General features: G+C 74.4%; 17 protein-coding genes. 7 read left to right on the top strand and 10 right to left on the bottom strand.

Annotation, left to right across the window (positions count from 1 at the left end; all coding sequences use genetic code 11):
- Nucleotide 1: 1 nt before the first annotated feature.
- Nucleotides 2-1,684 carry a hypothetical protein gene (locus K1J50_RS10560; protein WP_220117683.1) on the bottom strand — a complete coding sequence of 561 codons (1,683 nt, stop codon included), beginning with the start codon at nucleotides 1,682-1,684 and terminating at the stop codon, nucleotides 2-4.
- A 163-nt stretch (nucleotides 1,685-1,847) separates the two neighbouring features.
- On the opposite strand from K1J50_RS10560, the gene K1J50_RS10555 reads away from it, so the two are divergent.
- The 4 genes from K1J50_RS10555 (at nucleotide 1,848) to K1J50_RS10540 (ending at nucleotide 6,457) form a co-directional block, all read left to right on the top strand.
- Entirely contained in the window at nucleotides 1,848-2,585 is a 738-nt protein-coding gene (locus K1J50_RS10555; protein WP_220117682.1) for a class I SAM-dependent methyltransferase, read from the top strand.
- Between the two features lie 18 nt (nucleotides 2,586-2,603).
- A complete protein-coding gene (locus K1J50_RS10550) occupies nucleotides 2,604-3,647 on the top strand; it encodes a glycosyltransferase family 2 protein (RefSeq protein ID WP_220117681.1) in 1,044 nt (347 codons plus the stop codon).
- Nucleotides 3,644-4,003: a DMT family transporter gene (locus K1J50_RS10545; protein WP_369413572.1), complete on the top strand. Its 360-nt coding sequence runs from the start codon at nucleotides 3,644-3,646 to the stop codon at nucleotides 4,001-4,003. The genes K1J50_RS10550 and K1J50_RS10545 overlap by 4 nt, the downstream gene beginning before the upstream one ends.
- A gap of 639 nt (nucleotides 4,004-4,642) precedes the next feature.
- Entirely contained in the window at nucleotides 4,643-6,457 is a 1,815-nt protein-coding gene (locus tag K1J50_RS10540) for a thiamine pyrophosphate-binding protein (protein ID WP_220117680.1), read from the top strand.
- A 240-nt stretch (nucleotides 6,458-6,697) separates the two neighbouring features.
- Here the strand turns inward: K1J50_RS10540 and K1J50_RS10535 are convergent, their stop codons facing one another.
- The 8 genes from K1J50_RS10535 to K1J50_RS10500 all read right to left on the bottom strand — a co-directional run bounded on the left by K1J50_RS10535 (nucleotide 6,698) and on the right by K1J50_RS10500 (nucleotide 15,694).
- Complete coding sequence (locus tag K1J50_RS10535) at nucleotides 6,698-7,936, bottom strand: phenylacetate--CoA ligase family protein (RefSeq protein WP_220117679.1); 1,239 nt, start codon at nucleotides 7,934-7,936, stop codon at nucleotides 6,698-6,700.
- Nucleotides 7,933-8,715 carry an ABC transporter ATP-binding protein gene (locus K1J50_RS10530; RefSeq protein ID WP_220117708.1) on the bottom strand — a complete coding sequence of 261 codons (783 nt, stop codon included), beginning with the start codon at nucleotides 8,713-8,715 and terminating at the stop codon, nucleotides 7,933-7,935. The genes K1J50_RS10535 and K1J50_RS10530 overlap by 4 nt, the downstream gene beginning before the upstream one ends.
- A gap of 65 nt (nucleotides 8,716-8,780) precedes the next feature.
- Nucleotides 8,781-10,070, bottom strand: a complete 1,290-nt coding sequence (locus tag K1J50_RS10525) for an ABC transporter substrate-binding protein (protein ID WP_220117678.1) — start codon at nucleotides 10,068-10,070, stop codon at nucleotides 8,781-8,783.
- Nucleotides 10,071-10,090: 20 nt separating this feature from the next.
- Complete coding sequence (locus K1J50_RS10520) at nucleotides 10,091-11,158, bottom strand: branched-chain amino acid ABC transporter permease (RefSeq protein ID WP_220117677.1); 1,068 nt, start codon at nucleotides 11,156-11,158, stop codon at nucleotides 10,091-10,093.
- Nucleotides 11,159-11,165: 7 nt separating this feature from the next.
- Nucleotides 11,166-12,059: a branched-chain amino acid ABC transporter permease gene (locus K1J50_RS10515; protein WP_220117676.1), complete on the bottom strand. Its 894-nt coding sequence runs from the start codon at nucleotides 12,057-12,059 to the stop codon at nucleotides 11,166-11,168.
- Between the two features lie 5 nt (nucleotides 12,060-12,064).
- Complete coding sequence (locus K1J50_RS10510; protein ID WP_220117675.1) at nucleotides 12,065-13,990, bottom strand: long-chain fatty acid--CoA ligase; 1,926 nt, start codon at nucleotides 13,988-13,990, stop codon at nucleotides 12,065-12,067.
- A complete protein-coding gene (locus tag K1J50_RS10505) occupies nucleotides 13,987-14,799 on the bottom strand; it encodes an ABC transporter ATP-binding protein (protein WP_220117674.1) in 813 nt (270 codons plus the stop codon). Before K1J50_RS10505 ends, K1J50_RS10510 begins: the two co-directional genes overlap by 4 nt.
- 148 nt (nucleotides 14,800-14,947) lie before the next feature.
- Entirely contained in the window at nucleotides 14,948-15,694 is a 747-nt protein-coding gene (locus K1J50_RS10500) for a glycerophosphodiester phosphodiesterase family protein (protein WP_220117673.1), read from the bottom strand.
- A 184-nt stretch (nucleotides 15,695-15,878) separates the two neighbouring features.
- Between K1J50_RS10500 and K1J50_RS10495 the strand changes: the two genes are divergently transcribed.
- From K1J50_RS10495 to mutL, 3 genes are all read left to right on the top strand, one after another.
- Nucleotides 15,879-16,631, top strand: coding sequence for an SDR family NAD(P)-dependent oxidoreductase (locus K1J50_RS10495; protein WP_220117672.1), 753 nt, complete (start codon nucleotides 15,879-15,881; stop codon nucleotides 16,629-16,631).
- Between the two features lie 33 nt (nucleotides 16,632-16,664).
- The gene (locus tag K1J50_RS19125) at nucleotides 16,665-17,180 is read left to right on the top strand and encodes a flavodoxin family protein (protein WP_220117671.1); all 516 of its coding nucleotides are present in this window, start codon (nucleotides 16,665-16,667) and stop codon (nucleotides 17,178-17,180) included.
- Nucleotides 17,181-17,248: 68 nt separating this feature from the next.
- On the top strand, nucleotides 17,249-19,084 hold the full coding sequence (mutL, locus tag K1J50_RS10485; RefSeq protein WP_220117670.1) for a DNA mismatch repair endonuclease MutL: 1,836 nt from the start codon (nucleotides 17,249-17,251) through the stop codon (nucleotides 19,082-19,084).
- Nucleotides 19,085-19,241: 157 nt separating this feature from the next.
- On the opposite strand, the gene rsmD is transcribed toward mutL, so the two are convergent.
- The coding region (gene rsmD, locus K1J50_RS10480) for a 16S rRNA (guanine(966)-N(2))-methyltransferase RsmD (RefSeq protein ID WP_220117669.1) at nucleotides 19,242-19,779 on the bottom strand (538 nt) is incomplete at its 5' end.

Here is a 19,779-nt window from a genome sequence, read left to right as displayed (position 1 = left end):
GCTACTCCTCCCGCACGTACAGTCGGTATCCCTCGATCTCGCCGGCCGGCCGATAGCGCTGCCAGGTCTCGGCGAACAGGGGGTGGCGGGCGAAATACTCCACGAAGTCGAATTCCCGCCCGCACCACGGGATGCCGGGATTGCGCGAGACCAGCACGGCGGCCGGCAGCGTGCGCGCGAAATCCTCCGCCACCGTGCGATAGACGAAGAATTCGGCGCGGCTCATCTCCCACGTCTCGCGATAGCGGGCGCCGTTCTCCGGGCAGGTGCGATAGACGCCCTGCAGCAGCCACAGGTTCATGGTCCGCAGCGTGGAGCGCGCGTGCGCGTAGTTCAGCGCCGGATAGACCGGGTAGATGTCCGGGCTCAGCACCAGCAGGCGCTCGCCATAGGCCTCGCGCTTGACGAAGGCGGCGATGCGCCCGGCGCGGTCGCCGTGGAACCACAGCTCGCGCCACGGCGCCTCGCCGCCGCGCGCGGCGTAGAGGCCGAGGCCGAGGGCCGCGATCGCCGCCGCCGCCTGCGCCACGCCGGGGCGCGCGGCGACGCCCGCCGGCAGCACGCGGTCGAGCCAGCGCGCCAGGGCGGCGGCGGCCGCCCCCGCGGTCAGCATCGTCACCGGGACCGCGTGGTAGGTCCATCCCTTGTGCTGCACGACGGCGGAGGCGAGCGCGCCGCACGCGGCGGCGGCGAGCGCCTGGGCCAGCGGCCCGGCGCCGCGCCGCAGCGCCAGCGGCAGCACCAAAGCGAGCGCCAGCGCCGCCGGACCGAGGATCGGCGAGAACAGCACCTCCCAGGTGCCGAACTGCGCCAGGTCCAGGTAGTAGGCCCAGACCAGCGGCACCACGTGGCCGAAATAGTCCGGGAAGAGCAGCGGGATCGCCGCGAGATAGGCGAGCCAGACCGCCGCCATCAGCCAGGGCACCGGATCGCGCAGCGCGCGGGCCGGGCCGCGGCGCAGCAGCACCACCGCCTCGACCAGCGCCGGCACGGCGAGGAAATGCGGCTTCAGCGCGAAGCCGAGCGCGGCGAGGACCGCCACGCCGGCCGCCAGGCGAGCCGGCGGGGGCGAGTGGCCCTCGATGCGCCGGGCGGCGAGCGCGCAGTAGGGCAGCGCGACGACCGCCATCAGGTGCTCGCGCTGGCCGAAGTCGTAGCCGGCGACGACGCAAAGCAGCGGCACCATCGCCTCCAGCACCGCCGCCTCGACCGGACCCGGCCGCGCCGCGCCGGCCGCGCCGCGCAGCAGGGCGAGGGTCAGCCGCCAGCACAGCGCGCAGAGGCCGAGCGCCGAGAGCAGCAGCGCCTGCACCCCGTCGAGCGGCGTCCAGGCCGCCAGCGCCGCCGGCACCAGGTTCAGCACGAAGATCAGGGGCGGGTTGACGTCGATCAGGTCGCGGTAGAGGCGTTCGCCCGCGAGCCAGCGCTCGGCGAAGTCCAGCACCGCCGCCACGTCGTGGTTGAGCGGCGGCGCCAGGATCACGAGCAGGTAGAGCACCGCCGGCGCGAACGCCGCCCAGCGCAGCATCCGCGCGCGCGCGGCGGCGGCGAGATGGCGGCCCTCGAGCGCGCCGGCGTCCGCCCCCGCGAGGCCGAGCCCGGCGGCGACGGCGGCGCCCTCGTCGCGCGCGGCGAGGGCGGCGGCCTGGGGCTCGAGGCCCGGAGGGCGCTGGGGCGGGGTCATGCCGGCGATGGAATTTCCGCTGCGTGTCCCGGTGTGTGCAACCGCTTTGCGGCGCCGCGATGGCAGGGATCCGCCGCGGCCGGACGCCCCGGGGCCGGCCGCAAGCGGCCGTGCCGGCACCCGCGTCTTGTCCGCCGCCCGGACGGGTGCCACACACCCGCCCGTGGAGACGGCCGAATACGACCTGATGGACGCGGTCGAGGACCGGATGTGGTGGTATCGCGCCGTCCACGCCCGCGTGATCGACGCGCTGGCCCGCCGCCCCGGCGATCCGGCGCGGCCGCTGCTGGACGCCGGCTGCGGCACTGGCGGGCTGCTGCGCCGCCTCGCCGCGGCGCTCGGCGGGCGGCCGCTGGTCGGCCTCGAGTACCAGGAGTTCGCGGCGCGGCGCGCGCGGGCGAAGTCCGGCGCCGTCGTCGTGACCGGCGACGTCAACGCCCTGCCCTTCCCGGACGGCGCCTTCGGCGCCGCGGTCAGCGTGGATGTCCTGTGCCACCGCCTGGTCTCGCCGGAGCGGGGCCTCGCCGAGCTGCGCCGCGTCCTCGCCCCGGGCGGGACGCTGGTCCTCAACCTCCCCGCCTTCGAATGGCTGAAGAGCGCGCACGACCGGCGCGTGCACAACGCCCGCCGCACCACCGCCCGCGCCGCCCGCGCCGCGCTCGCCGCCGCCGGTTTCGCGCGCATCGAGGCGCGCTACTGGAACGCCCTGCTGCTGCCCCTGATGATCGTCCAGCGCAAGCTGCTCGCGGTGCGGGAGGAGGCGGCGAGCGACGTCGCCCCGTATCCGCCATGGTTGGACCGCATGCTGCACGGCGTCACGTCGCTGGAGCGGCGGCTCGCCGCGCTCGGCCTCCGCTATCCGGCCGGAGGCTCGGTCCTGCTGGTCGCGACACGGCCGTGAGGGAGGATGCCCGAAGCCATGACCATGCCTGACGCCGCGGGCGGCGCCGACCCGGCGCCCCCCGTCGGCCTCTCGATCGTCATCCCGGTCTATCGCGGCGAGGCGACGATCGGGACGCTGGTCGAGGCGCTCTCCGCGCTGCGCCCGGCGGGCGGGCTCGAGATCGTGCTGGTGAACGACGGCAGCCCCGACAATTCCGGCGCGGTGTGCCGCGCGCTGCGCGACCGCGCGCCGGTGCCCGTCACCTACATCGAGCACGCCCGCAACTTCGGCGAGCACAACGCGGTGATGACCGGCCTGCGCCACGCGCGCGGCGCCTACGTCATCACCATGGACGACGACCTGCAGAACCCGCCGGAGGAGGTGGTGCGCCTCTACGACCATGCGCGCCTCGGCGGCTGGGACGTCGTCTACACCCGCTACGCCGAGAAGATGCACGAGACCTGGCGCAACCTCGGCAGCCGCTTCGCCAACTGGGTGGCCGACCGGCTGCTCGAGAAGCCCAAGGGCCTCTACCTCTCCTCCTTCCGCTGCATGAACGCGCTCGTGGTGCGGGAGGTGACGAAATACCGCGGCCCCTACCCCTACGTGGACGGGCTGATCATGCAGGTGACGCAGCGCATCGATTCGATCGAGGTGAAGCACTACGCCCGCGCCGAGGGCCGCTCCAACTACACGCTGCGGCGGCTGGTGCGGCTGTGGCTGAACCTCGCGACCAATTTCTCGGTGCTGCCGCTGCGCCTCGCGGTCTTCGCGGGCGCGGCGATGGGCGTGCTCGGCCTGATCGGCGCGGCGATCGTGATCCTCGAGGGCCTCTCCGGCGAGACGCCCTCCGGCTGGGCCTCGACCATGACCATGATGCTGCTGATCGCCGGCGTGCAGTTCCTGATCCTCGGCGTGCTCGGCGAGTATGTCGGGCGCGCCTTCCTCTCCGCGAACGGCAAGCCGCAGGGCGTGGTGCGCGAGGTGCTGCCCCCGCGGCCGGCGGCGCCCGATGCCCCGCCCGCCGCGCCGCACCGCGCCGCGCCACAGCCGGCGCGCGATCCCGTGGGTGCGCCGTGAGCGCGGCGCTGCCCCACTGGCTCGCCCTGGCGGCCGCGATCGGCACCTCGCTGGTCGGCCAGGTGCTGCTCAAGGTGGGCGCCTCGGGCTCGGTCCGCGCCTCCGCAGGCTTCCTCGACCAGCTCCTCCGCTGGCAGACGCTGGTCGGGCTGGTGTGCTACGGCGGCGCGGCCCTGCTCTACATCGTCGCGCTGCGGCGGATCCCGATGTCGGTGGCGCTGCCCTGCACCGCGGCGAGCTACGTGGCGATCGCGCTGATCGGCCATTTCGGCTTCGCCGAGCCGATGGACGCCCGGCGGGTGGCGGCGATCGCGCTGATCTGCCTCGGCGTCGTGCTGCTCGCGAGCAGCGCCTGAGGACGGGGCGCGCCCCGGCAGGGCGGCCCGGTCCGGCCCGGGCGCGTGCCTTCCCGCGGGGCGCATCCGGCGCGGTGCGCGACCGGGCGCCGCGCCGGCGGGGAGGTCGCTCCGGTTGCGCCGCCCGCCCGTTCCGCAATACGATGCCGCGCAATTCCCGCTTGTCTCCCCGTCTCGGGATGCGAAACGCCGCGCCATCCGCGATCGCCGCCGCCTCGGCGTCCTGCACGGCGCAGGGGCGGCGCGCGTGCGGGTAGCGGTGGGCGTACGCGCGCGCTCCGCGAGAGGCCGGCCGGACCTCGGTCGCGGGGGGCGCTGCGGGTCCCGCATGGGCCCCGCAGGAGGGGCGGGAGCGGCCCCGCCGCGCCCCGCACACCGTCCCAGCCTGCCGGCGCGCGCGGCGGCGCTCCGCCGCCTCCGCGGGCAGGGCGGGGCGCTCGATGGGAAGGAGAGGGAAACCGCGCTGCGCCGCGCCGGCGCACCGGTCTCCGGCGGCGCCGCGGCCGGCCTCGCCGTCGCGCGTCCGGGCGCGGGCGGGATCGCGGCGCGGGTGCCGCCGGGGGCGGCCGCTGCGGAGCGGATCCCGCGCATGGCCGGCAACCCCGCGCGGCGCGCCGGGCGAGCGGAAGGAGCAGGACGATGGACGGCAGCGGCGGCGCGCGCACGACGATGAACGGCGCCGACATCATCGTGGACTTCCTGGTGAAGCAGAAGGTGCCCTACCTGTTCGGGCTGTGCGGGCACGGCAACGTCGGCTTCCTCGACGCCGCCTTCAAGGCGCAGAACCGCATCCGCACCATCAGCGTGCACCACGAGCAGACCGCCGGGCACATGGCGGACGCGTACTTCAAGGTGCGGCACGAGCCGGTGGCCACCTTCACCAGCTGCGGTCCGGGCTCGGCCAACCTGGTGGTGGCGCTGGCGGCGGCGATGATGGACAGCAGCGCCTTCCTCGCCATCACCGGCAACGTCCCGACGCAGCAGTTCAACCGCGGCCCGTTCCAGGAGACCGGCCGGTACTTCCAGGCGGACTTCCCCTCCGTGATCCGCCCCTACGTGAAGCGGAGCTGGCAGCCGACGCGGACGGAGATGGTGCCGCTCGCCGTGAGGCAGGCCTGGGACACCATGCTCTCCGGCCGCCCCGGACCGGTGAACCTCGACGTGCCGCTCAACGTCTTCGTCGAGGAGGCGGCGGTGACGGCGCCGCAACCGGCGCCGCGGGTGGCGAACGGCGCCCCCGGCAACCCCGCCGCGCTCTCCGCCGCGCTCGACCTGCTGCTCGGGGCCGAGCGGCCGGTGATCATCGCGGGCCAGGGCGTGCTGCTCGCGGAGGCCTCCGCCGAGCTCGCCGCGTTCGCCGCGCTCACGCGCATCCCCGTGGTGACCAGCCCGAACGGCAAGGGCGCGATCAGCGACCGGCACGAGCTCGCCTTCGGCGCGATCGGCCGCAACGGCGCCTACGCCGCCAACGATGCGACGAAGAACGCCGACGTCATCCTCGCCCTCGGCTTCTCCTTCGACGACCGTGCCACCAGCGCCTGGCTCGACGGCTACACGCTCCGCATCCCGCCCGCGCGGCTGATCCAGATCGACATCGACCCGGCGGAGATCGGCCGGAACTACCCGGCCGAGCTCGGCATCCTGGGCGACGCCAAGGAGAGCCTCGCCTGGCTGATCGAGGCGGCGCGCTCGCGCCTCGGCGGCACGGCGCGCGAGACCACCGCGGCCTGGCTCGCGCGCCTCGGGCGCGGGCGGGAGGTGTGGCGGGAGTACCACGAGGGCCTCGCCCGCTCCGACCAGGTGCCGCTGCGGCCGGAGCGGCTGCTGCGCGCCCTCTCCCGCGCCCTGCCGGAGGAGGCGATCGTCGCCTCCGACGTCGGCGTGCACCACAACTGGATCATCCAGCTCTTCGAGACGCTGCGCCCGCGACACCTGCTGCATTCCTGGGGCTTCGCGGCGATGGGCTTCGCCACCTCCGGCATCCTCGGCGCCAAGCTGGCGGCGCCGGAGCGGCCCTGCGTCGCGGTGGTGGGCGACGGCTCCTTCCTGATGACGCCGCACGCCATGCTGACCGCGGTGGAGCACGACATCCCCGTGGTCTGGGTGGTGTGGAACAACCAGGGCTATGTCTCGATCCGCGACATCCAGCTCGGCATGTTCGGCGGGCGCGAGCTGGCGACAAGCTTCCGGACCGAACGCGACCAGCGGCCGTTCAGCGCCGACTTCGCGCTGCTCGCCCGGGCGATGGGCGTCGCCTCGCACCGCGTGACGCGCGCCGACGAGGCCGAGGACGCGATCCGCGCCGCGATCGCCGCCAACCGGCCCTACCTCGTGGAGGTGCCGGTGGACCGCGAGATCCGGCCGATCGGCACCGGGAGCTGGGACCTGCCGCCGCTGCCGCCGCCGGAGCCGAACTTCCTCAAGGCGCTGGCCGAGCGCGGCCTGACGCTCTGAGCGGCGCGCACGGGCGGGCCGGGGGATGGCCGCGGGGCGGCCGCTGTCGCGGGGGACGCGGCGCCCCAAGCCGCCAGGCGCGCGCGATCGCGCCTCGCGGCGGCGCGAAAGCGAGGCGCGCGGCAAGGACCATCGGGCGGGGCCACGACCGCCGCCGCCGTCCCTCCCCGTGCCGCGACGCTTCCGGAGGCGTACACCGGACCGTGCGAGCATCCCGCCGCGGCCGCGCCCGGGCCGCGATCACCCGAGGGGACGCGCGTCCTCGATCACCTTGCCGTCGTTGGGCAGCGTGCCGGGCGGCACCAGCTCCACCGCGCCGCGCAGCTTGGTCGCCGCCTGCAGCGCGCGGGCCAGGCTCTCGGCGAGGCCTGGGTCGGGGGAGGCGGCCTCGGCGCGCAGCGTCATCGCGTCGCGCTCGCCCTCCAGCGTGACGACGAGGCGCGCGCGCCGCACGCCGGGATGGGCGCGCAGGACCTCGGCGACCTGCTCGGGGCGGACGAACATCCCGCGCACCTTGGTCGCCTGGTCGGCGCGGCCCAGCCAGCCGCGGATGCGCAGGTTGGTCCGCCCGCAGGGCGAGACGCCCGGCAGCACCGCCGAGAGGTCGCCGGTGGCGAAGCGGATCAGCGGGTGGTGCGGGTTGAGGGTGGTGACGACGACCTCGCCCACCTCGCCCTCCGGCACGGGATCGCCGGTGCCGGGGCGGACGATCTCCACCACCACGCCCTCGTCCACGATCATGCCCTCGCGCGCCTCGGACTCGTAGGCGATCAGGCCGAGGTCGGCGGTGCCGTAGGACTGCAGCACGGTCAGGCCGCGTGCCGCGTACCATGCGCGCAGGCTCGGCAGGTAGGGCCCGGCGGTGACGTGGCCGATGCGGATCGAGGAGAGGTCGAGGCCGAGCTCGTCGCCCTTCTCCAGGATCGTCTTGAGGAAGTCCGGCGTGCCCGCATAGCAGCGCGGGCGGAGATGCGCCGCGGCCCGCGCCTGCATCTCGGTGTTGCCGGTCCCGGCGGGGAAGACCGGGCAGCCGAGGGCGCGCGCGCCGCCTTCCAGCATCATGCCGGCGGGCGTGAAGTGGTAGGAGAAGCAGTTGTGCAGCAGGTCGCCCGGACGCAGGCCGGTCGCGAACAGCGCGCGGGCGTAGCGCCAGTAGTCGGGCGTGTCCCCCTCCGGCTCGTAGATCGGGCCGGGCGAGGCGAAGACGCGGGCGAGGCGGGCGAGCGGCGTCGCCACCACGCCGCCGAAGGGCGGAGCCTCGGCCTGGAGCGCGATCAGATCGGACTTGCGCGTGAGCGGAAGGCGCGCGAGCGCGGCGACGCCCGTGATCTCCCCCGGCTCCACCGCAGCGAGCAGCGTCGCGTAGTGCGGGGCGTGCGCCCTGGCGTGCGCGATCTGGCGCGGCAGCGCCGCGGCAAGCGCCGCCGCGCGCTCCTCGGCGCTGCGCGTTTCCAGCGCGTCGTAATGCCCGCCCGTCACAGCCAGCGCTTCCGCCGCTTGTAGGACTTCAGGTTCCTGAACGACTTCCGCTCCGCCCCGTGGCCGCCGAGGTAGAACTCCTTGACGTCCTCGTTGCCGGCGAGCTGCTCCGCGGTGCCGTCGAGCACCACCTTGCCCTGCTCCATCACGTAGCCGTAGCTCGCGACCGACAGCGCCATGCGCGCGTTCTGCTCGACCAGAAGGATGGTGATGCCGAGCTCGCGGTTGAGGCGGCGGACGATGCCGAACACCTCCTTCACCAGGAGCGGCGAGAGGCCCATCGAGGGCTCGTCCATCAGGATCAGCTTCGGCCGTGCCATCAGCGCGCGCCCGATCGCGAGCATCTGCTGCTCGCCGCCCGAGAGGTAGCCGGCGAGCCCGGTGCGCTCCTTCAGGCGCGGGAAGTACTCGAACACCATCTCGAGGTCGCGCCGCACCTCGGCGTCGGAGCGGGTGAAGGCGCCGAGGCGGAGGTTCTCGAGCGGCGTCATGTCGGCGACGATGCGCCGCCCCTCCATCACCTGGAAGATGCCCCTGCGCACGATCTCGTGCGCTTCGAGGCCGTCTATCCGCTCGCCCGCGAAGCGGATGTCGCCGCGCGTGACCTCGCCCTCCTCGGTCCGGAGCAGGCCCGAGATCGCCTTGAGCGTGGTGGACTTGCCGGCGCCGTTGGCGCCGAGCAGGGCGACGATCTCCCCCTTCGGCACGGCGAGCGAGAGGCCGCGCAGCACGAGGATGACGTCGTTGTACACCACCTCGATGTTGTTCACCGCGAGCAGCGCCTCGGCCGCCGCAGGGCCCTTCTCGCCCGGAGGCGGCGCGGCGGCTGCGGGGACGGCGCCGCTCACCAGCCGAGCCAGTCGCGGCGCCGCGCGAGCTCGATGGTGGCGACCGGCTCGATGCGCATGGTGCCGGCGCGCATCAGGTCGGCCACCGAGCCCTGCGAGGTGTCGCCGGTGACGACGGAGCGGTAGAGCGCGACGCGCATCGTGCCGCGGTGGTCCTCCGCCGCGTAGGTCACCGGGACGCAGACGCCTTCGAGGCCGCGCGGGACCCAGTTCTGCCGCGCGTAGAACCCGTCGCGGATGCGCGGGCCCGAGACCTCGCCGCCGTTCTGCGCGGCGTGCTCCATCGCCTCCACCATCAGCATGGCGGAGCAGACGCCGGCGAGGTAGTGCACCGGGCGGTAGGCGGTGCCGGCCTGGTCGGACTGGCGGCTGATCTGGCGCAGCGTCCGCATCCCCGGCGCCTCCTGGCCCCAGACGGCGGCGGTGCGCACCGGGAAGACCACGCCGTTCGCCGCGGTGCCCGCGGCCTTCATCGCGTTCTCGTCCATCCCCCACACGTTGCCGAGGAACTGCACCTGCACGCCCGCCGTCTGGCAGGCGCGCAGGACGGAGATGTTGGAGCCCGCGGTGTTGCCGAGGTAGGCGTAGTTGGCGCCCTGGTTCTTCAGCGTCAGGCATTGCGCGGTGTAGTCGCCGGGGGTCAGCGCGAACTGGATCGCCGGCAGCACCTCGAAGCCGAGCTCGCGCGCCATCGCCTCGCCGGCCTCCTTGGGCGAGTTCGGGTAGGGATGGTTGGCGCCCATGTGGACGTAGCGCGGGCGCCCCTGCTGGCCGCGGCGCTCCCAGTCCTGCTTCGCCCACTGCAGCATGGCGCGCAGCGCGTCGGAGTAGGACGGGCCGTAGAAGAAGTTGAACGGCGCGGCCTCGACGCCCTGGCGGCCGGAGCGCCCGGCGGCGTCGGTCAGCGCGGCGGAGTAGGAGGCGGAGATGTAGGGGATGCGGTCGCGGGTGACGAAGCGCACCAGCGCCTCGGTGTCCGCCGTGCCCCAGCCCTGGATGGCGACCACGCGCTCGCGGTTCACCCAGGCCTGGTACTGCGCGACGGCGCGCGGCGCCTGGTAGCCGTAGTCGAAGCCGAGCACGTTGAGGCGCCGCCCGTTGATGCCGTTGCGCGTCGCGTTCACCCAGGCGAGCGCGTCGGCGACGCCCTGGCCGTAGGGCACGCCGACGTCCGACGTCGGGCCCGAATTGTCCATCAGGTGCCCGACCGGGATCGGCTGGGCCGCGGCCGGCAGCGCGAAGCCGCCCGCGACCGCAAGCCCGAGGACGGTCCGCTTGATGCTCATCGCCATGTCTCCTCCCGAGGTCAGTGCGAGTAGGGGTAGAGCTTCCAGTAGGCCTTGATCAGCCGCCAGCGATGCGCGAGGCCGTCCGGCTCGAAGATCAGGAACAGGATGATGGCGGCGCCGATCGCCATCTCGCGCAGATAGGAGATCGAGGCGCCGAGCTTCAGCGCGCGGTCGATCGGGCCGCCGGCGAGCAGGTCGGCGAGGCTCTGCACCACCTCCGGCAGCAGCACCATGAAGGCCGCGCCCATCAGGCTGCCCATCACGCTGCCGAGGCCGCCGATGATGACCATGCCGAGGAACTGGATGGAGAAGAGGATGTTGAACGCCTCGACGCTCACGAACAGCAGGTAGTGGGCGTAGAGCGCGCCGCCGATGCCGGCGTAGAAGCTCGCGATGCCGAAGCTGAGCGTGCGGTAGTAGGCGAGGTTGATGCCCATCATCTCGGCGCTCAGGTAGTGGTCACGCACCGCGACCAGCGCCCGCCCGTCGCGCGTGCGCATCAGGTTGGCGGCGCCGAGGAACATGGCCGCGACGAAGGCGAGGACGACGTAGAAATAGGTCTCGTCCCGGTCGAAGCGCAGCCCGAACAGGCTGAAGGGCTCGGTCACGCGTCCCGCGACGCCGCCCGTGAACCACTGCGCGCGGGCGAAGAAGTCCTCCAGGATGAACTGCGCCGCGAGCGTCGCGATGGCGAGATAGAGCCCCTTGAGCCGCGCCGCCGGCGCGCCGAAGACGAGGCCGACGAGCGCCGTTATCAGCCCCGCGAGCGGGATGGCGAGCGCGACCGGCACGTGCAGGACCTCGTGCGCCCAGGCCGAGGCGAAGGCGCCGAAGCCGAAGAAGGCGGCGTGGCCGATCGAGATCTGCCCGGTGAAGCCGACCAGGATGTTGAGGCCGAGTGCGGCGATGCCGAGGAAGCCGATGTTGATCAGCAGGTGCAGCAGGTAGCGGTCGAGCACCAGCGGCGCCAGGCAGAGCAGCGCGATCCCCGCCCACAGCGCCACCCGGCTGCCGCGGGTCGGGAAGATCGTCATGTCCTCCCGGTAGCTGGTGCGGTAGTCGCCCGCCGGCATCATCACGGCCATGGCGGCGTCACACCCGCTCGATGGCCTCGGTGCCGAACAGGCCGTAGGGCTTGATCAGCAGGATCAGGATCAGCGCGTAGAAGGGAGCGATCTGGTACATGTTGCCCCAGTTCAGCACCTCGGCGTCGAGCCACTGCGCGAGGTTCTCCAGCACGCCGACGATCAGCCCGCCGAGCACGGCGCCCACGATCGAATCGAGCCCGCCCAGGATCACCGCCGGGAACACCTTGATGCCGTAGAAGGAGAGGGCGGAGGAGACGCCGTTCACCACCCCCACCACCACGCCCGCCACCGCCGAGACCATGGCCGAGATCGCCCAGGACATGGCGAAGACGCGGGGGACCGAGACGCCGAGCGAGGCCGCCACCTGCTGGTCGAAGGCGGTCGCGCGCATCGCAAGCCCGTGCTTCGAGTAGGTGAAGAACCACCAGAAGCCGATCATGATTGCCGCCGAGATGGCGAGCGAGAGCAGATAGACGCTCTGCACCTCGAGCCCCAGCACCCGCACGCGCTCCGCCGCGAAGATCGGCGGGAAGGGCTGGGCGAAGACGCCGAACATCCATTTCATCAGCGCCTGGAAGAAGATCGAGAGGCCGATCGTGACCATGATGACGCTGATCACCGGCTCCCCGATCAGCGGCCGCAGCACGACGACCTGCAGGATGACGCCGAACAGCGTCATGAAGGCCAGCGTGACGAGGAAGCCGAGCCAGAAGGGGAGCTGCCAGGCGGTGAGCAGCCACCAGCACACCCAGGCGCCGACCAGCAGGAACTCCCCCTGGGCGAAATTCACCACCTGCGAGGCCTTGTAGATCAGCACGAAGCTCATCGCCACCACGCCGTAGAGCGCGCCGACGATCAGCCCGTTCAGCAGAAGCTGCAGGAGGAAGCCGAGCTCCATCGCCCCTACTCCGCCGCCAGGGGAAGCGGCGCCTCGGCCGCGCCCGCATCGGCCGAGACCACCGTCAGCGTCGTGCGGATCCGCTGCTTCGTGCCGTCCTGGAAGGTGATGGTGGTGTCCACCGGGATGGCGCGGTCGCCGCGGTAGAGCGCCTCGATGATGTCGCCGTACTTCTTCGCAATGACGCCGCGCCGTATCTTGCGCGTGCGGGTCAGCTCCTCGTCGTCGGCGTCGAGCTCCTTGTAGAGCAGGACGAAGTCGCGGATGCACTGCGGCTCCGGCAGCGAGGCGTTCACCTTCCGGACCTCGGCGCGCAGCAGCTCGAGCACCTGCGGCTTCGCCGAGAGGTCGGTGTAGGTGGTGAAGGCGATGCGGTTGCGCTCCGCCCACTTGGCGACGATCGGGAAGCGGATGCAGATCATCGCCGCAAGATGCGGCCGCCCGTCGCCGAGCACCACCGCCTCCGCGACATAGGGCGAGAATTTCAGCTTGTTCTCGATGTACTGCGGCGAGAAGCGGTCGCCACGGCTGGTGGTGGCGATGTCCTTGATGCGGTCTATCACGACGAGGTGGCCGGCCTTGTTGAAGTAGCCGGCATCCCCGGTGTGCAGCCAGCCGTCGCGCAGGTCCGGGTTCTCCGCCACGCCGTGATAGCCGGCGAACATGTTGGGATGGCGCGTCACGATCTCGCCGACGCCGTTCTGGTCCGGCTCGTGGATGCGGATCTCGATCGAGGGGTCGAAGGGCACGCCGACGGTGTCGAAGTCCACCGCGCCGGGCCGGTGGATGGTGTAGGCGCCGAGCAGCTCGGTCTGGCCGTAGAGCTGGCGCAGCGGCACCCCCATGGCGAGGAAGAAGCGGAAAGTGTCCGGGCCGAGCGCGGCGCCGCCGGTCGCAGCGGATTTCAGCCGGCTGAAGCCGAGCCGGTCGCGCAGCGCGCGGAACAGCAGCGCGTCGGCCGCCGCCGAGCGCCGCCCCCGGTCCAGCGCCGCGAGGCCGAGTCGCATGCCGGTCTCGAACATCCGCTGCTTGAGCGGCGAGGCGTCCATCACCTTGGCGCGCACCTCGGCCGCGATCGCCTCCCACACGCGCGGCGCGAACAGCACGAAGGTCGGGCCGATCTCGCGGAAGTCGGCCATCGTCGTCTCGGGCTCCTCGACGAAGTTGACCTTCATCCGCGCGATCAGGCCCCAGCCGAGGGCATAGACCTGCTCCATGATCCAGGGCAGCGGCAGGACGGAGACGTACTCGTCCTCCGGCCCCTTGGGGTCGGCCTTGAGGTAGGCCTCGCAGTGCCGGATCAGCGCCCGCGCCTGCAGCATGGCGAGCTTCGGCCGCGCCGTGGTGCCGGAGGTGGTGCAGAGGATCGCCACCTCCTCGCCGTCGGTCGCCGCGACCAGCTCCTCCCACAGTGCGGGCCGCTCGCGCGCCAGCGCCTCGCCGCGCTCGACCAGCGCGCCCATCGGCAGCAGCCGGGGGTCGGCGTACTTCCGCATGCCGCGCGGGTCGCAATAGACGATGTGGCGCAGCGTCGGCACGCGGTCGGAGACGTTGAGCAGCTTGTCCACCTGCTCCTCGTCCTCCGCGATCACCGCCCTGGCGCCGCTGAACTCCAGCAGGTAGGCGACCTCCTCGTCGAGCGCGTCGCGGTAGATGCCGAGCGAGCGCGCCCCCAGCGCGTGCGCCGCGATCTCGCCCATCACCCAGTCGGGACGGTTGTCGCCGATCAGCGCCACCACGTCGCCGCGGCCGAGGCCGAGGGCGTGCAGGCCGAGCGCGATCGCGCGCGTGCGCGCCTCGTACTGCGCCCAGGTGATGGCGCGCCAGATGCCGAACTCCTTCTCGCGCAGCGCCACCTCCCCGGGGTGCGCGCGCGCGTTGCGGACCAGCAGCTTCGGCAGGGTGTCGGGCGTCGCCTCGGCCGTCCTCATGCCACCGCCTCCTCCGGCTCGGAGACCGCCTCGTCCGCCTCGCCGAGGTAGGCGCGCTTCACGTGCTCGTCGGCCAGCACCGCCTCCGGCGGTCCTTCGGCGATCTTCCTGCCGAAGTCGAGCACCATCACGCGGTGCGAGATGTCCATCACCACGCCCATGTCGTGCTCGATCATGAGCACGGTCATGCCCCACTCCTCGTTGAGGTCGAGGATGTAGCGGGCCATGTCCTCCTTCTCCTCGAGGTTCATGCCCGCCATCGGCTCGTCGAGCAGGATCAGTTTCGGCCGGAGCGCCACCGCGCGCGCGAGCTCCACGCGCTTGCGCAGCCCGTAGGGAAGCTGCCCGGCGATCGCCTTGCGCACGTGCTGGATCTCGAGGAAGTCGATGATCTCCTCGACCTCGCGCCGGTGCGCGATCTCCTCCTGCTGCGCGCCGCCGAGCCAGTACACCATCCCGCGCAGGAAGCCCGAGCGCAGCAGGTGGTGGCGCCCGACCATGATGTTGTCGAGCACCGTCATGTGCCCGAACAGCGCCAGGTTCTGGAAGGTCCGCCCGATGCCGAGTGCGGCGCGCCGCCGCGTCGGCACCCGCGTGATGTCCCGGCCCTCGAACCGGATGCGCCCCCCGGTCGGCCGGTAGCGGCCCGAAATGCAGTTGACCATCGAGGTCTTGCCGGCGCCGTTGGGGCCGATGATGGAGAAGACCTCGCCCCGCCGCACCGCGAAGGATACGTCGGTCAGCGCACGCACGCCGCCGAAGCGCAACGAGACGCGCTCGGCCTCAAGGATCGGCGCTGCGGGGTCCACGCGGGCGCTCTCCCATCCGATTTCCTGCCGGCCTCCCGGTCCGTTCGATCCGGACCTTGTCGCCAAAGCATAGGCCGCGCCTACAGACCGCGGCAAGCAGGCCACCGTGCGCCCGAACCGCGCGGGGCGGGCCGGCGGCGGGCGCGGCTCAGCCGCGCAGGCGGAGCGCGAGCGGCGGGTCGTCGGTCGCGAACACGTCCACGCCCAGGGCGAGCATGCGCCGGATGCTCGGCGCGTGGTTGGCACCCCAGGCGCCCACCGCGAGGCCCGCCGCCCGCAGCCCCGCCACCGCCTCCGCATCCACCAGCGCCTCCGGCAGCCCGATCTCGCCGACGCCGTGCGCGCGCGCCGCGGCGATCGCGCCGGCGAGGCCGAGCGCCCGCCACCACGGCGCCTCCAGCAGCCAGGCGACGCCGGCGAGGCCGCCCGCCCGCGCCGCCTCCGCCACGGTCGGCGCCTGGAAGCCGATCACCACCGCGCGCCCGCGCATCCCCGCCGCGTCGAGGACGGCGAGCACGCGCGGCACGATCCCCGGATAGGGCAGGCCGTCCGCGCCGGCCTTGATCTCCACCCGAAGCAGCAGCGCCGTCGGCCGGATCAGCGCAGCGAGGTCGGCGAGCATCGGCACGCCCTCCCCGCCGGTGCCCCGCACCCGCACGGCGCGCAGCTCCGCCGCCCGGCGCGCCGCGACCGGCCCGCACGCATCCGTCGTGCGGTCGAGCGTCGCATCGTGCATGATCACCACCTCGCCGTCGGCGGAGAGGTGCACGTCGCACTCCACCTGGTCCACCGGAAGGCGCGCGGTCTCGCGGAAGGCGGTCATGCTGTTCTCGGGCCAGAGGAAGGCCCCGCCGCGGTGGCTGGCGATCTGCGGGCGTCGCGGTCGGCTCGTCATGGCACGCGCGATCCTGCGCGCGCCGCGCGCTTCCGAAAAGCCTCGGTTCGGCCCCGCCCGCGCGCGGGCGCCGGACGCAGAACGGCCGCTCGGGGCCGGCCCGCCCCCGCGCCCGCCCCCGTTGCCGCGCCGCCCGGACCGCGCGAGGCTGGCGCCACCCAAGCAGCGGGAGGGAGGACGGCCCATGGGACGGCTGGACGGCAAGGTGGCCCTCATCACCGGCGCGGCCTCGGGGATGGGGGCGGCGATGGCGCGGCTCTTCGCCCGCGAGGGCGCGAAGGTCGCGGTCTGCGACCTGCTCGAGGAGGAGGGCCGCGCCGTCGTCGCCGACATCGCGGCCGCCGGCGGCACGGCGCGCTTCCTCCGGCTCGACGTCACCGAGGAGGCGCAGTGGGAGGCGGCGGTCGGCGCGGTGGTCGGCGCGTGGGGACGGCTCGACGTGCTGGTGAACAACGCCGGCATCTCCGGCAGCGCCGCCGGCGACCTCTACGACACGGCGCTGTGGGACCGGATCATGGCGGTCAACGCGCGCGGTGCCTTCCTCGGCGTCAAGCACGGCGTGGCGGCGATGCGGCGCACGGGCGGCTCGATCATCAACATCTCCTCGATCTCGGGCGTGGTCGGGCAGGAGCGCATCCACTGCGCCTACAACGCCTCCAAGGCGGCGGTGCGGCTGCTGACCAAGGCGGTGGCGGTGCAGGAGGGGCCGGCCGGCATCCGCGTCAACAGCATCCACCCGGGCGTGATGCCGCCGATGCGCACCTCCGGCGCCACCGCCGACCCGGCGTTCCGCGCGCGCCTGCTGCAGCACGTGCCGCTGGGCCGACCCGGCCGGGTGGAGGAGGTGGCCCATGCGGCGCTGTTCCTCGCCTCGGACGAGTCCTCCTACATGACCGGCAGCGAGCTGCATGTGGACGGCGGCTATCTCGCCTGCTGACGCCGCGCCGCGGGAAGCCGGGCGGCGGCGGCCGTGACCGGCCCCGCCGCCCCCGCGCCGAAGACGCTGCTGATCGTCTTCCACTCCCTCACCGGCGGCACGCGGCAGATGGCGGAGGCGGCGGCGCGCGGCGCGGCGGGCGAGGCCGGCGTTGCCGTCCGTCTGCTCGCGGCGCGCGCGGCCGGCGCCGCCGACGTGCTGGCGGCCGACGGCTACCTCTTCGCCACGCCGGAGAACCTCGCCGCCATGGCCGGGGTGATGAAGGACTTCTTCGACCGCACCTACTACCCGGCGCTCGGCCGCATCGCCGGCCGGCCCTACGCGACGCTGGTCTGCGCCGGCAGCGACGGCACCAATGCCGCGCGCCAGATCGCGCGCATCGCCACCGGCTGGCGCCTGCGCGCCGTGGCCGAGCCGCTGATCGTGATCACCCGCGCGCAGACGCCGGAGGCGATCCTCGCCCCCAAGACGATCGGCGCCGCCGACCTCGCCCGCTGCGAGGAGCGCGGCGCGGCCCTGGCAGCCGGGCTGGCGCTGGGCATCTTCTGAACCTCCGCCGCGATCCGCCGCCCGGCCGGCGTCCTCTTCCCCGCCGGGGCCTGTAGAATGCCCCGCCCATGCCCGCGATTCGCCTCCTCCCCGAGACCACCGCCAACCGCATCGCCGCCGGCGAGGTGGTGGAGCGCCCGGCCGCGGCGGTGAAGGAGCTGGTCGAGAACGCGCTCGACGCCGGCGCGACGCGCATCCAGGTCGTGCTGGAGGAGGGCGGCATCGCCCGCATCCTGGTCGAGGACGACGGCTGCGGCATGGACGCCGCCGACCTCGCCCTCTGCGTCGAGCGCCACGCCACCTCGAAGCTGCCGGAGGAGGCGGCGCTGTTCCGCATCGCCACCCTGGGCTTCCGCGGCGAGGCGCTGCCCTCGATCGGCGCGGTGGCGCGGCTCGCCATCACCTCGCGCCCGCGCGGCGCGGCGGAGGCCCACCGCATTGCCGTCGAGGCCGGCCGCAAGTCGGACGTCATGCCCGCCGCCGGCCCGCCCGGCACGCGGGTCGAGGTGCGCGACCTGTTCTTCGCCACCCCGGCGCGGCGCCGGTTCCTGCGCCACCCGCGCACCGAGGCCGAGCACGCGGTCGAGGCGGTGCGCCGCCTCGCCCTGGCCTGGCCCGAGGTGGCGTTCCGCGTCGTCAGCGACGGGCGGGAGGCGCTGGCGCTCGCCCCCGCCGCGGACCGGACCGCCCGGGTGCGCGACCTGCTCGGCGCGGAGTTCGCCGCCGCCGCGGTGCCGCTGGGCGGCGCGTGGAGGGACCTCGCGCTCGAGGGACTTGCCGCGCTGCCCGCCTACACGCGCGCCACCGCCGCGGAGCAGCACCTGGTGGTCAACCGCCGCCCGGTGCGCGACCCGCTGCTGCGCACGGCGCTGCGCGTCGCCTATCGCGGCCTGGTCGCCGCCGGGCGGCACCCGGTCGCGGCGCTGTTCCTCGACCTGCCGCCCGAGGCGGTGGACGTGAACGTCCATCCGATGAAGACCGAGCTCCGCTTCCGCGAGGCCGAGCGGGTGCGCGGCGCGCTGATCGCCGCGCTGCGGCGCGCGCTGGAGGCCGGCGCGGGCGCGGCGGCGCGCGGCGCGGCCGTTCCGCCGCCCCCGGGCAGGACGGCGGAGGCCGACGCGCGCGCGGCGGCCGCGGCGGACTTCGCCCTCGCCCCGCCCGCCTGCCCGGCCCCTGCCGGGTTCGCCGAAGCCCCGGCGCTGCCGCTCGGCTTCGGCAGGGCGGAAGCGGACCGGGACGGCGCCGCCGCACCTGGCCTGCTGCCGCGCGCGGACGGCGCCGCCGCGGGCCCGGCCGCCGCGCCGGCCGGGGATCGGCCGCTCGGCCGTCCGCTCGCGCAGATCCTGGAGACCTACATCCTCGCCGAGGCGCCGGACGGCGCGCTGATCCTCGTGGACCAGCACGCCGCGCACGAGCGCCTGACGCACGAGGCGCTGCGGGCGCAGCTTCTCGCCGGCGGCGTGCGCAGCCAGCCCCTGCTGCTGCCCGCGGTGGTCTCCCTGCCGCCCGCCGATGCTGCCCGCCTGCTCGCCGCGGCGGCGACGCTCGCGCGGCTCGGCCTGGAGGTCGAGGCCTTCGGCCCCGGCGCGGTGCTGGTGCGCGCCCTGCCGGCGCTGCTCGGCGCGCCCGACCCGGCGCCGCTGCTGCGCGACCTCGCCGACGAGCTGGCCGAGACCGATGCCGCGGGCGAGGCCCCGGCGCTCGAGGCGCGGCTCGACGCCGCCCTCGCCCGGCTCGCCTGCCACGGCTCGGTGCGCGCGGGGCGGCGGCTCAGCGAGGCGGAGATGGCGGCGCTGCTGCGCGCGATGGAGGCGACGCCGCGCGCCGCGACCTGCAGCCACGGCCGGCCGACCGTGCTGCGCCTCGGCCGCGGCGAGCTGGAGCGGCTGTTCGGGCGGCGGTAGGGCATCCGCCGCCGCACGCTTCCGGCCGCCCCCGCCCCCCGTCCTTGCCCGGCGCTGGAACGGGTCGCGGACGGCCGGGACCAGCCGGGAGCGCGAATCCGCGCGACAGGCAACAGGCCGGAGCCGTCGCCGTGCGCACGGTCGGGCGGAAACGGCTCTAGGCGGGGGCGCGGAAGACCCACAGCCGCGCCGCCCCGTGCGCGCGCTCCGCCAGCAGCGCGTATCCCGCCGGCGCCGCGACCTCCTCCCCCCGCCCCGTCTCCGCGCACACCACCGCCCCCGGCGCGATCCAGCCCGCCGCGCCGAGCGCCGCCAGCGCCCGCGGCGCCAGCCCCTCGCCGTAGGGCGGGTCGAGGAACACCAGCCCGCAGGGCGCCGGCGCGCGCGGCGGGCGCGTCGCGTCGGCCGCGAGCACGGTGGCGCGCGCCTGTTCGCGGCAGGCGGCGATGTTGGCGCGCAGCGCGGCGAGCGCGGCGGGGTCGGACTCGAGGAAGGTCGCGTGCGCGGCGCCGCGCGAGAGCGCCTCGAGCCCCGCGGCGCCGGTGCCGGCGAAGGCGTCGAGCACGCGCTGCCCCTCGACCGTCTCGCGCCCGCCCCAGGGCGCGTGCCAGAGCATGTCGAACAGCGCCTGGCGCACGCGGTCGGCGGTCGGCCGGGTGCCGGTGCCGGGCGGCGCGACGAGGCGTCGGCCGCGA

Origin of the sequence: Caldovatus aquaticus, assembly GCF_019458025.1 — a bacterium.
Classification (GTDB): domain Bacteria; phylum Pseudomonadota; class Alphaproteobacteria; order Acetobacterales; family Acetobacteraceae; genus Caldovatus; species Caldovatus aquaticus.
This window is presented reverse-complemented; position numbering and strand designations above follow the sequence as displayed.